The 12,240-nt window shown below is 64.7% G+C and carries 13 protein-coding genes; 4 read left to right on the forward strand and 9 right to left on the reverse strand.

All coding sequences use genetic code 11. The features are described from left to right. Positions 1–51 precede the first annotated feature (51 nt). Positions 52–342 carry a co-chaperone GroES gene (locus CDI09_RS01880; protein WP_078526736.1) on the reverse strand — a complete coding sequence of 97 codons (291 nt, stop codon included), beginning with the start codon at positions 340–342 and terminating at the stop codon, positions 52–54. A gap of 443 nt (positions 343–785) precedes the next feature. On the opposite strand from CDI09_RS01880, the gene CDI09_RS01885 reads away from it, so the two are divergent. Continuing rightward, positions 786–1,448: a dienelactone hydrolase family protein gene (locus CDI09_RS01885; protein ID WP_078528079.1), complete on the forward strand. Its 663-nt coding sequence runs from the start codon at positions 786–788 to the stop codon at positions 1,446–1,448. A gap of 84 nt (positions 1,449–1,532) precedes the next feature. Here CDI09_RS01885 and CDI09_RS01890 read toward each other — a convergent pair whose 3' ends face one another. Then, the gene (locus CDI09_RS01890) at positions 1,533–2,438 is read right to left on the reverse strand and encodes an S-methyl-5'-thioadenosine phosphorylase (RefSeq protein WP_078526734.1); all 906 of its coding nucleotides are present in this window, start codon (positions 2,436–2,438) and stop codon (positions 1,533–1,535) included. Then, positions 2,428–3,240 carry a cytochrome c1 gene (locus CDI09_RS01895; RefSeq protein ID WP_078526732.1) on the reverse strand — a complete coding sequence of 271 codons (813 nt, stop codon included), beginning with the start codon at positions 3,238–3,240 and terminating at the stop codon, positions 2,428–2,430. The genes CDI09_RS01890 and CDI09_RS01895 overlap by 11 nt, the downstream gene beginning before the upstream one ends. 172 nt (positions 3,241–3,412) lie before the next feature. Between CDI09_RS01895 and hemF the strand changes: the two genes are divergently transcribed. Next, a complete protein-coding gene (hemF, locus tag CDI09_RS01900) occupies positions 3,413–4,321 on the forward strand; it encodes an oxygen-dependent coproporphyrinogen oxidase (RefSeq protein ID WP_078526730.1) in 909 nt (302 codons plus the stop codon). 117 nt (positions 4,322–4,438) lie between these two features. Further along, complete coding sequence (locus tag CDI09_RS01905) at positions 4,439–5,518, forward strand: hypothetical protein (protein WP_078526728.1); 1,080 nt, start codon at positions 4,439–4,441, stop codon at positions 5,516–5,518. 6 nt (positions 5,519–5,524) lie between these two features. Here the strand turns inward: CDI09_RS01905 and CDI09_RS01910 are convergent, their stop codons facing one another. The 5 genes from CDI09_RS01910 to CDI09_RS01930 all read right to left on the reverse strand — a co-directional run bounded on the left by CDI09_RS01910 (position 5,525) and on the right by CDI09_RS01930 (position 10,692). Further along, positions 5,525–6,136 (reverse strand): Smr/MutS family protein, encoded by a 612-nt coding sequence (locus CDI09_RS01910; RefSeq protein ID WP_078528077.1) that lies wholly within the window; start codon positions 6,134–6,136, stop codon positions 5,525–5,527. Between the two features lie 178 nt (positions 6,137–6,314). After that, positions 6,315–7,721 carry a cytochrome-c peroxidase gene (locus tag CDI09_RS01915; RefSeq protein WP_275881575.1) on the reverse strand — a complete coding sequence of 469 codons (1,407 nt, stop codon included), beginning with the start codon at positions 7,719–7,721 and terminating at the stop codon, positions 6,315–6,317. 87 nt (positions 7,722–7,808) lie between these two features. Further along, positions 7,809–8,699: a DNA-methyltransferase gene (locus CDI09_RS01920; RefSeq protein WP_078526726.1), complete on the reverse strand. Its 891-nt coding sequence runs from the start codon at positions 8,697–8,699 to the stop codon at positions 7,809–7,811. 36 nt (positions 8,700–8,735) lie between these two features. After that, entirely contained in the window at positions 8,736–9,959 is a 1,224-nt protein-coding gene (mltA, locus tag CDI09_RS01925) for a murein transglycosylase A (RefSeq protein ID WP_078526724.1), read from the reverse strand. Between the two features lie 52 nt (positions 9,960–10,011). After that, a complete protein-coding gene (locus tag CDI09_RS01930; protein ID WP_078526722.1) occupies positions 10,012–10,692 on the reverse strand; it encodes a Tim44/TimA family putative adaptor protein in 681 nt (226 codons plus the stop codon). Between the two features lie 201 nt (positions 10,693–10,893). Between CDI09_RS01930 and secB the strand changes: the two genes are divergently transcribed. Further along, entirely contained in the window at positions 10,894–11,415 is a 522-nt protein-coding gene (gene secB / locus CDI09_RS01935) for a protein-export chaperone SecB (protein WP_078526720.1), read from the forward strand. Positions 11,416–11,515: 100 nt separating this feature from the next. Here secB and CDI09_RS01940 read toward each other — a convergent pair whose 3' ends face one another. After that, the gene (locus tag CDI09_RS01940) at positions 11,516–12,229 is read right to left on the reverse strand and encodes a uroporphyrinogen-III synthase (RefSeq protein WP_078526719.1); all 714 of its coding nucleotides are present in this window, start codon (positions 12,227–12,229) and stop codon (positions 11,516–11,518) included. Positions 12,230–12,240 lie beyond the last annotated feature (11 nt).

The raw sequence follows: 12,240 nt of genomic DNA on the forward strand, positions 1-12,240 counted from the left end.
CGTATGGAAAGGTTTTTTAAAAGGTTACCCGGTGCGAAAAGCGGGGGTGGATCAGGCGACCACGCCCATGATGTCGCTTTCCTTCATGATCAGCAGTTCTTCACCGTTGATCGTCACTTCCGTGCCCGACCACTTGCCGAACAGGACGCGGTCGCCCGCCTTCACGTCGAGGGCAACAATCTGGCCCTGCTCGTTACGGGCACCTGCGCCCACCGAGATCACCTCGCCTTCCATCGGCTTTTCCTTGGCGGTCTCAGGGATGATGATACCACCTGCTGTCTTTTCCTCGCTCTTAAGGCGACGGACGACCACACGGTCATGCAGGGGACGAAATTTCGTCATGGATCGCTCCAAATCTTCTAAAGGTAACGCCCTTGAATCAAGCAACGCCACCGGTTGGCGCGCGCGCCAGGCCGCATCGCGTTAGCACTCCCCTCGTGAGAGTGCTAAACACCAGATAGGTAGCCCCCCGACAGGTGTCAAGAATGCTGCGGAGCGAGACGGCGCAGAATTCGCGCGCAAAAGGGATCTTGGGGAAAGAGCTATATTTTTACATTTAATATCAATGGATTGACGAAGCATTCCGTCTCCCATCAAAAGCGGCGGAACAGCCCTCCCTACAATGCATGACACCCCGCCCCGCCGATTCCGCCGCATGCCGGTGCCGTGGGCCTTCATGAGAAAGAATTCTCATAAAGTCGTCCTTCACGCGGGTTTCATATTGACGTCGGGGCGGGCCGCATCATTCTTTGCCAGACAATGAAGGAAATAATGGAGTGAAAACCATGGGCGCAGTCGTAACCGTTACAGCGGCGGACGGGCATGAATTTTCCGCCTATCGGGCCGGTCGGCCCGATGCGGCGCGCGCCGTGGTGGTGGTGCAGGAAATATTTGGCATCACCCCCTATATCCGCGCGGTATGCGACGCCTTTGCCGCCCAGGGCTATCAGGCCATCGCCCCTGCCCTGTTCGACCGCGCGCGGCGCGATGCCATCCTGCCCTATGACAGCGCGGGCCTGCAGGAAGGGCTGAAGCTGCGCGCCGAAGTGGGGCAGGAGCACGCGCTGCGCGACCTCGTGGCCGCAGCCGACATGCTGACAACCGAGAAAAAGGGCATCGTGGGGTTCTGCTGGGGCGGCAAGCTGGCGTGGGAGGCTGCATGCCATACCAAGGCTTTTGCCGCAGCAGTGGCATGGTATGGCGGCGGCATTGCCGAAACCCGCAGCCAGGTGCCCAACTGCCCCGTACAACTGCATTTTGGCGGGGAAGACGCCCATATCCCGGCCGAAGACGTGGACGCCATCCGGGCAGCGCATGAGGAGATCGAGATCTTTACCTATGAGGGCGCCGATCACGGCTTTGGCTGCACGGATCGCCCGTCATATAACGAGCCTGCCGCCACCCTGGCCATGCAGCGCACGCTGAGCTTTTTCGAGCACTGGCTGTAACGCGCTGCCGGGCAGGATTCAAAAAAAATGCCGCCTTTTGCGAAAAAGGCGGCACCCAAAAACATCTGTTTTTAAAGCGGTTTTCTAGCCCCGGTTCAGCACGCGGCCAGCAACGGCCTCAAGCCTGGCCAGCAACGCCGGGTCGCGCTTTTCAGGTGCCGTGATGATGGCATGCTCGAGCGCACGGTCGCAGCCTGCGTAGCACGGCCCACGCTTCGCACCGAGTTTGGGGATGACCGAGCGCACGAGCGCACGCGCACGGCTGGCGTTCTGCTGCATGACCTTGACCACCGCATCAACCGTGACGCTGTCATGGTCATCGTGCCAGCAGTCATAATCGGTGACCATGGCGACGGTGGCGTAGCAGATCTCGGCCTCACGGGCGAGCTTGGCCTCGGGCATGTTGGTCATGCCCACCACCGAGCAGCCCCACGAGCGGTAGAGGTTGCTCTCCGCGCGGGTGGAGAACTGCGGGCCTTCCATAACCAGATAGGTGCCCCCACGGGTCACATCCAGCCCGAGTTCGCGGCACTGGCCCTCAAGCACATCGCCAATGCGCGGGCACAGCGGATCGGCCATGCCGACATGGGCCACGCAGCCGGTATCGAAAAAGCTCTTCTCACGCGCGAAGGAGCGGTCGATAAACTGGTCGATCACCACGAAGTGGCCCGGCGGCAGTTCTTCCTTGAGCGAGCCGACTGCCGAGAGCGAGACGATATCGGTCACACCCGAGCGCTTGAGCGCATCGATATTGGCGCGGTAGTTCAGGCGCGAGGGCGGCAGCGGGTGGCCCCGGCCATGACGCGGCAGGAACACGCAGCGCACGCCATCGAGCCGGCCGAACAGAAGCTGGTCGGACGGCTTGCCCCACGGGGTCTCGACCGTACGCCATTCCTTGTCCTCAAGGCCTTCGATATCATACAGGCCGGACCCGCCGATCAGGCCAATAACCGGCTCAATCTGCTCGCCAGTGGCAGCGTTAGTGGACATTGGACCACGTTCTCCGTTTCAGACAGATGGAAAATACAAGCAGGATCAGCAGGAACACGATCGCCCCCACCCCTGCGCGATGGCGCGCCGTCAGGTGCGGGCTTGCCACCCAGGCCAGGTAGGTCGTGACATCACGCGCCTGCTGCTCAACCGTGGCGGGCGTGCCATCGGGGTATGTAATGCCCCCCTCATACAGGGGTGGCGGCATGGCGATCTGCCCGTTGGCGGCATACGGGTTGTAGAACGTGCCCGGCGGCACCACCGTGCCCGCGGGCGGGGTCTGCCCGTAGCCGGTCAGGAAGGCATAGATGCGGTCCACCCCACCAGGATGCACCACGGCCAGCCGCGACTGGTCGGGCGGCACCACGCCATGGTTGGCCGCCGCCGCCACATGCGCATCGGGATAGGGCGAGAGCAGATGGTCATCCATATTGGCAGGCCGGGTAACCGGGTGGCCACCCGCATCAACGCCTGCGGGAATGCGGTGGCTGGCCGCCAGCGCGTTGACATCCGCCTCCTTCAGCCCCAGCCCGGCCAGGTCGCCATAGGTCACGGCCTTCATGCCGTGGCAGGCGGAACAGACCTGGGCATACACCGTGTAGCCACGCTGCACGGCCGCCATGTCAAAATGCCCCAGCGGGCCCTGAAAGCTCCAGTGCTGGCGGGGAGGCTCGCGGTAGTCATGCGCCCTGGCCCCGTTGCCCACGGGCAGCACTGCGAGCAACCCGCCGAGCAGCAGGCCATGCCGTAACACGATGCGCCGGGATTGCGCCCCGCGCTGCCGATGACCCGGTTCATGCATGTCTGCTACGTTCCCGCCACAATTTCCGTATCCCCCGCGTTACGCGCAGGGCTGGCCTCCTTCCTAGCGGCAGCGCGACCGGTCTTGCAATCACCCGTCTTGCAATAAGTGGAACAAACGGGCACCCGTAATATCCATCGCGAACGACCAGAACGGGCAGAATGAGAAGAGCATGACAATTTCCCGCACCCCCGTCGCCCACGACGCACTGAAGGACACGGCCCGAACCTGGTTTGAAACCCTGCGCGACCGGATCTGCACCGCCTTTGAGCAGATCGAGGATGAGGCCGTGGCCGCTGGCACGCCCACCCTGCCCGGCAAGGAAGAGGCTGGCCGCTTCGAGCGCAAGCCGTGGTCGCGCACCAATGAGGATGGCACACCCGGCGGTGGCGGCGTAATCAGCCTCATGCGCGGGCGCGTGTTTGAAAAAGTGGGCGTCAATGTTTCCACCGTGAGCGGGGTATTCAGCCCTGGCTTTCGCGACTCGATTCCCGGCGCGTCGGAAGACCCGCGCTTCTTCGCCACCGGCATCAGCCTCGTCGCCCATATGTGCAGCCCGCTGGTCCCCGCCGCCCACTTCAACACCCGCATGATCATCACCACGCAGGGCTGGTTTGGCGGCGGCGGCGACATTACTCCCATGTTTCCCGAAAGTGCCGAGGCCATCAGCGATGGCGAGCGCTTTCATGACGGGTTCCGCAAGGCATGCGAGAAGCATGACCCGCAATATTATCCCCGCTTCAGGGAATGGTGCGACAGGTACTTCTACCTCCCCCACCGCGATGAAGCGCGTGGGCTGGGCGGCATTTTCTATGACCGGCTCAATACCGGCAACCTCGATGCCGATTTCGCGTTTACCCGCGATGTGGGGCTTAGCTTTCTGGAAACCTATCCCGACATCGTGCGCAGCCGCATGATGGAACCGTGGACGCAAGAGCAGCGCAAGGCGCAGCTTGTCCGGCGCGGGCGGTATGTCGAGTTCAACCTGCTGCATGACCGCGGCACGATTTTTGGCCTCAAAACCGGCGGAAATACAGAAGCCATCCTCATGAGCCTTCCCCCGGAAGTCCACTGGCCATAAGAATAGCGCCATGCCCGTTCCACGCTCCCTGCTCCGCCCTGACCAGCCCCTCCGCCCCCATGCGGCGTGGCCCGACAGCACGCAGGCGGCGCACTGGCCCCACCGGCGGCGCCAGCCATGATCAACCGCCGGGCTTTCATGGGCCTTGTGGCCGCAGGTTCCGCCCTGCCGTGGCGTGCGCGGGCCTCGGAACTCCCGCGTGAGCGCCTGCCCCAGCTTCCCACCGGCACGCCGGGGCTGCTCATGGCGGGCAGCCACAGCGCCATGGCGGAACGGTGGAGCCCCATCCTGCCCACGGCCCTCGGCCAGGGGCTGGGCCTGCCCAACCCGCTAAGCGTGCGCGACACCGTGGGGCAGGACGGGGTGACGGGGGCCAACCTGTTCGATTCCCAGTTCGCATCTGATGGCATGATGGCGCTGGCCGCACCCGGCCAGGCGCTGGTCTCCTCGCTATGCGGCGACCCGCGCATCCATTTCGACTACAGCCGCTGGCTGCCGCTGCTGCTCAGCCTGACGGTGCCCATCGTGATCGGGCGCACGCAACTGCACCGCAGCCTTGGCAGCTTCATGCGCGACCGGCCCGTGCGCATTGCCGTCTCGACCCTGACCGGCATCGAACTGCCTACCGTGCTGGCCATGACGCTGTTCGGGCTGCGGCCCATACCGGTTACGGGCCTTGCCACGCCGCAGGCCGCCGCCGCCGCCCTGCGCGACAACCAGGTCGATGTCATCCAGATTACCGATCCGCTGGGCACGCCCGAGACGGCGGCGCTGACCAGCACGCTGGCGCAGGCGGGCTGCCCCGCCCTGTTTGCCCTGACCGACCGGCCCGGCACCGTCAGCCTGCCCGGCCAGACGATCATGAACATGGAGGACCGGCTGCGCCAGGATGCGCGCTCGGCGCTGAACAGCCTGCTGCATGCGGCGCTCAGGCCACTGGCAGGGGCGGCAGGGGTGGATCTGGCGCTGGTGCTGCCCATGCTCACCTCATCAGCCACGCTGGCGCGGTGGCGGGCGGCCACCACGCAGGCGCTCCATGACGGCACGCTACAGGCTACGATGCATGATGCGGGCCGCACGCTGCTCACCGGAACGGATGCAACCGAGGCGCTGCGGCAGATCTCGGGCGATACCTCAAGCATCATGACCCTGCGCCGCTGGCTGGCCGCCAACCTGCCCACCTGGCGGCTGGGCTGAGCGGCGCTAGCGGTAGACGCCGCGCCCCGGCCTGCGCAGCAGCACGCGCACCGCGCCCTGATTGGCCGCATGCGGGTGCACCACGGCCAGGATCAGGCGGCCAAGATCGCCACGCCCCAGCCAGAACGGCAGTTCACGCCGCAGGATGCCGCCATTATGGCCGCTCCCCAGTCCGGTAATGATTTCAACACAGCGCACGTTGTCGGCATGGGCCTGAACAAGAAAACCATGCAGGCGGTGAAAGGCCGTCTGCGCCACCTGCCCATGCAGGTCGAGCCTGCGCTCTGGGCGCAGCTTGCCGCTCACCAGCCCGCGCCAGCTCGTGTCATCAAGCCCCGGCCGGCGCACACCGATCTCGAACGCACCGCCCTTGCCCTTCTGCACTGTCAGGCTGTGGCTGGCGGTCTGGTGCACCGCGTGCACGCCACCTGCCGCAAGGCGCTGCATGATGGCGGCACGGCTCATGCCCGGCCGGTCAGCCTCGGGCGGCACGGAGGGCGGCGGAACAGGTGACGGCGTCTGGCCCGTGTGGCGTGGCGCGGTCCGTAGCGGCGCGATACCCTGCGCGAAGGCCGCCCACAGGGCCTGTTCCTCCTCGTTCAGTCTGCGCTGCCTCACGGTATGATTCCTTTCTGCGGGCCGGTGGCCTGCGCGCATAGAATCATACCGTGCCCGCAAGGTCCATGTTTTCAGGCACGACCTTCGCGCAAAGCGCCTGAAAAGCCCGTGGGCAGGGCCCCTGAAAGAAAGAACGCCGCCTTTTTTAAAAAGGCGGCGTCCACATCCTCCTGTTCTCTCAGGGCGCCGTGTTGCGCAGGGTCTCGCCCTGGTAGCGCCCGGTCAGCGTGTTGAGGAAGGCCACGATATCCGCCACATCCTGGCTGGACATGTCATGGTCCGGCGTCTGGTAACGCGCCATCTTGCGCACGGCGTCATCAAGCGTCTTGACGCTGCCATCATGGAAGTAGGGCGCGGTCAGCGCAATGTTGCGCAGGTTGGGCACCTTGAAGCGCTCCATGTCGGCCGGGTCGTGGGTGACTTCAAAGCGCCCCTTGTCGGCATCGGTCAGCGTGCCGCCACGGGCCGCGAAGTAATCGCCTTCCAGCCCCATCGGCTCAAGCGCCTGCCCCCCCATGGACGGGCCGGTATGACACCCCGCGCAACCCACCTGCTTGAACAGCGCGTAGCCATGCTTTTCCTGCGTGTTCAGGGCTGCGTCATCGCCCTTCAGATACTGGTCAAAGCGGCTGTCGGGGGTAATCAGCGTCTTTTCATATTCGGCAATGGCGTTGGTGATGGTGGTCTCATCAATCGTATCGCTGCCAAAGGCGGCCTCGAACGCAGGCGCATAGGTGGGATCAGCGCGCAGGCGGTCCGTCACGGCGCTCCAGTCATGCGATCCCATCTCGACGGGGTTCATGACCGGGCCTGCCGCCTGCTGCGCCAGCGTATCGGCGCGCGCATTCCAGAACTGCCATCTGCTGAAGCCTGCATTGAACACCGTCGGCACATTGATCGGCCCCTTCTGGCCGCCAATGCCGGTGGCCGTAACCAGACCATCCACGCCGCCATGCTGCAGGCTGTGGCAGCTCGCGCAGTTCGACTGGCCATCACCCGACAGCCTGCGGTCAAAGAACAGGCGCTGGCCCAGCATGACCTTGTTGGCATCCACCGTTACGGATTCGGGAATGGGCTGCACGGGGTCGGCGGCAAAGCGGTCGGCAACGCCCGGGGTGGCGTAATGCTGGCGGCGCACCTGCGCGATCCAGTTCAGCATGCTCTCGCGCTGGCTGGCGGAAAGATGGGCATGCCAGTGCATGAGCAGGTACAGCGTGGGGGGCATGCGGTTCTGGTTGATGACTTCCTCGATGCGGGCCAGCTTTTCCTCATCGGGCACGCCGCCATTTTGCAGCGCGTCGATCACCGGCTCCACGCGGAAGTGGCGCAGCCCCTCGGCACGGTCACGGCTCATGAGCGGCTGCGCCACGGGAAGGTGGAAGTAGAACGGCAGCTCAACCTTGGCCGCGTGGCAGTAATCACACCGCGCCTCACGCACCACATCCAGCGCGGCGCCTGATACCGCATCCACCCCCGCACCCGCAGGGGCGGGCGCGGTTGCGTGGTCAAAATGGGTGAGATAGGCGACCGTGCCGCCATACACCACACCACCTGCCACCACTGCCGCCGCAACCATCTTCCTCATCGACATGCAAAACCCTTTCGCTTGGCCTGCGGACGTTCTGGTCGATTTGAGGATTATTTGTCAAAACAATCGTTTCGATAAAAACGATCAATAATTTCGATCGTCTACCCCATCCGCGCCAGCATCAGCCGCCGCCATAGCCTGCCTTACGCGCTGCCGGGCAACATTGACATAGATGGTATCCAGATCAATTCCGATGCCCCGCCCCCCTTCGCGCACGGCGGCAACGAGCGTGGTGCCCGTGCCCATGAAGGGGTCGAGCACCACCGGCGCATTCTTGCCATGCAGGCGGATGCACATCTGCGGCAGCAGCACGGGGAACGTGCCGGGATGATGGAATTTCTGCGCCTTGCCCTGCACCGTCTCATACGGGACGAACCACGTATCGCCCCGGCAGCGCCGGTCCTGCCGGTGGCCGCGGCGCACGATGTTGGACTTGTCCTTGTAGGGCACGCCAATATCGAGCCGGTTCAGCCCGACATCCCCCCCGCGCGTGAGGTGGAACAGGTGCTCATGGTTGCGGTTGAGGTAACGGTGGCTGTTGACCGGCTTGAAGTGGCCATGCGTGTCGGTGCCGACCGAGATCGACTTGACCCACGCGATGTGGTTTTGCAGCACGAACACCTCGCGCAGCCGCACCATCAGCTCGAACGGCAGCCAGGGCTGGGCCGATGACCCCGCCACGTTGAGGAAGAACGAGCCATCAGGCCGCATCACGCGCCGCACCTCGCGCGCGATCTCGAGCATCCAGTCCAGATAGCCGTCCTCTTCCAGCCGGTCGCGGTAGGTGCGGTATTTCAGGCCGATATTGTAGGGCGGGGAGGTGACGACCACATCCACGCTATCGGCCTCCATGCGGCGCAGCGCGCGCAGGCAGTCGCCCCGCACCAGCAGGTGCGGCCCCTCGGTGTAACGGACAGTCCGCGGCAGGCGCGGTGTGGATGCGGAAACCTGCCCCGCGCGGGGTCGCCCTGTCATGATGCTGCTACGCTCTTAACTCCGCCCGGAGCGGATCTAGTGTTTGTGTTTATGCTTGCGCCCGTGCTTCTCTTCGCGCCCCGGTTCGCTGCGGGGCACCAGCAGGATCATCTGGCCGGGTGAATGCAGGTTTCCCGCTGCCTGCGCCGCCTCCGGCCCCCAGCCCATATACAGATCGGCCCGGTCCGGTCCCTTTATGTCGGTGCCCAGATCCTGCGCAAAATCGAGCCGGTTCCATGCGGCAAGATGGCCTGCAACCGGAACCTGCGCCTGCACCCATACCGGGCTTCCCAGCGGAATGTAAGTGCGGTCCACCGCCATGGAGCGCCCCGGCGTAAGCGGCACGCCCAGCGCGCCCGGCGCACCGGCCAGCGGGCTGTCGGATGGCAGTTCGCGGAAGAAGACGTAATTGGGGTTCTGCTCCATCACCGCCCGCGCTTTGTCCGGATTCGCTTCCAGCCAGCCCCGGATGGAAGCCATGTTGACATCATCGCTGCCAATCAGGCCCTGCGCCACCATGGCCCGGCCCAGCGGCACGTAAGGCTGGCCATTGAGGCCATCGAAGCCCAGGCGGACCACCTCGTCATTGGGCAGGCGGACACGACCTGAACCCTGAATCTGCAAAAAGAACAGATCCACCGGGTCGGCCAGCCACAGCAGTTCAAGCTTTTCATGCGCCAGCGCACCCGCGTCGATCTGCGCGCGGGTCCAGTAGGGCACGATCTGCCCGTCATGCAGGCGCCCGGTCACGACATTGCCCTGCGCATCACGCTGGCGCACCAGATCGGGGGGATGGCGATAGACGGGGGTCTGGTAAATGCCACCACGACGCAGGGCGCCACGAATCTCGGGCTCGTAATAGCCGGTGAACAGCATGCCGCCCGTGCGCGTGCCTGCGGGCATGCGGGTCGGCACGAACCATTGCTCGAAAAACGCACGCGCCGCCGCCCGGTCACCGGTCGGCACCGCGCGGGCTGCCGTGCAGGCAGGCTGCCAGTCGCCAACCTGATGACCCGCATGCGCCGAAGAATCACCCCCCAGCCCGCTTTCGGGCGGCAGGCTTTCGATCTTATGGCATTCAGCGAGGAAGACGGGCAGCGCCTCTTCGTGTGCATCATCCTGCCAGCCGGGCAGCTTGCTGAACGAGACTGCGCGGGCATGGTGGGATGGCGCCTGCGCCCCCAGCGTGGGGGACTCCATATGGCACCCGCACAGGGCGGCAACGGCGCACAGCGGCGCAATACGCTTGAACACTTTCATAAAGATGTATTTATCATGACTTTATTGATGAAAGTAAGGCAGTTCATTTTGCCTAAGCGCTGCGGCTTGCCCCCAGCCGCCAGCCATCACCACTTACACCAAGAATACGCTCGAACACCCACAGGTCGGAGAACTCGGTCACGGCATCCACGCCCGCCACGGGCTGGCCGTTGCCATCCATCGTAACGCTGATCTGGTCGGACACGATGCGCACTTCGATATGGGCGACAGGACTGGGTCCCGCCGTCTCATCAATATCCGCGCCGATGATGGCGATATCGGTAATATCGCGGATTTCGCTGCGCAGGGTTTCGCCCGCCTGCTGGCGCGACTGGATCGCGGCCTCGAACGCAGTGAAGGTGGCTGCGGTCAGCAGCGTGCGCAGCGTGTTCAGGTCGCCTGCCGCATAGGCGGTCACGATCTGGCGAAAGGCCGCTTCCGTGCCCTTGGCAAAGCCATCGGGCGTAAAATCAGGCTCCAGCGTGGCAATGCGGGCCAGCACGCCGCCCACGCGCGTATCAGGCGTGGGGATGTCATAGGTCACGGTGGGGGGTGGCGGCTCGGGCGCCGTTTCCACCACCGTGGGGGCCATGGGCGGCGGAGCCATGGGGCGGGCCGCCGGTTCGGCGCCGACACGGCGGCCAAGGATGCTACGCAGCCGCAGCACGAGAAAGACAGCCACCAGCCCCAGAACAATCAGATCCAGCGGAAAATGACCAAAAGAAAAATTCATGCCGCGCGTCCATCACCGCAGGCGGGCCAGCCTGCCAAAGATTACCCTGCGCCACAACATAGGCAACGCCCGGAGCCAGCACAATGCGCGACGGGCGTTAAAATTCCGGCAGCTGGTATGGCATCACCTGCATACCCATGCTACGGCCAGAGAATACGGTACCTTTCTTTTCGCGTATATCTGTGGGGAATACAGACAAGCATGTCCGATACGACTCAGCCGCCCACCCCTGAAAACGACCAGAACGCCCCCCCGGCACAGCCGCTGGCGATCAACCTGCAATACATCAAGGACCTTTCGTTCGAAGTGCCCGCCGGGGCGGAAATCTTCGCGACACTGCGCACCAACCCGCAGATTTCGGTCAACATTGACGTGCAGGCCAACCGTCTGGAACCCGACCAGATGGTGTTTGAGGTGATCCTGGCCGTGAAGACCGAGGCCAGCGAACCGCCGCAGCAGGAAGGTGGCCCGCAGGGGCGTCCGGTGTTCATTGCCGAGCTGGCCTATGCCTGCATCGTGACCCTGACCAACCCGCCCGCCGAGCTGGTCGAGCCGATCCTGCTCGTTGAAGTGCCGCGCCTGATCTTCCCCTATGTGCGCAACATCCTCAGCGAAGTCACGCGTGATGGCGGCTTCCCGCCCGTGGTGCTGCAGCCGATCGACTTCGTGGCGCTGTGGCAGGCCAAGCGTAACTCGTTTGACCAGACGCCGGGCCACGCCTGATCCCTTATTTGCGGTTACGGGCAATAAAGGCCGGGAGCTTGTGCTTCCGGCCTTTATTTTGTCCTGTGCAATCCCCTTGCGGAGCTGCTCCCTGAAGCTTTTAGGGTTTTCTGGCGTCGCCAAGGCAAGCCAGCATGGCAGGCTGATCCGGCCGGGGCGCCACGCGCATGGCCCGCCATGCAGGCCCGGTGGCCAGGGCGGCCGCCACGCCATCTGACATGGCCACCGCCACCACCTGCCCCAGCATCGCGGCCTGCGGAGCGCTCAGGCTAGCCAGAAAGGCCCGCGCCGTGCGGGTGGAATAGAACAGAATCGCCGCCACCTGCCCTGCCACAAGCGCCTGCGCCGCCTGCGGGGGCAGATGTCGCGCGGAGCTGACCGCATAGACACAGCGCCTGATTACACGAAACCCCTCCGCCCGCAGCGCCTGCGCCATGTCGCGCCCGTAGCCCCGCCCCACGGCCAGCAGCAGCAGCCCCCGCGCGGGCAGGGCCGCACGCAGCAACGCGCCCAGATCATCCGCCGTGCCAGCCGCCGTAAAGACATGCGTAAAACCGGCCGCCCGCGTGCGCGCACCCGTGGCGTGCCCCACCACGTAACAGGGTACATCGTGCCATTCGGGGCGATTGATGCTGGCAATGGCCTGCCCGCTGGTCATTACGATAGCGTCTGGCCGGGGTGCATCGGGGGCGAGGGAAAGCGGCTCGACATGCAGCATGGGGGCTGCGATGGGCTGCCACCCCAGCCCGGCCACCGCCGCCATGGTGGGGGCGAGGCCTGGCGGGGGGCGGGTAATGATGACCCCGTTACACATAACGGGGCGGT

Origin of the sequence: Komagataeibacter nataicola (assembly GCF_003207795.1) — a bacterium.
Classification (GTDB): domain Bacteria; phylum Pseudomonadota; class Alphaproteobacteria; order Acetobacterales; family Acetobacteraceae; genus Komagataeibacter; species Komagataeibacter nataicola.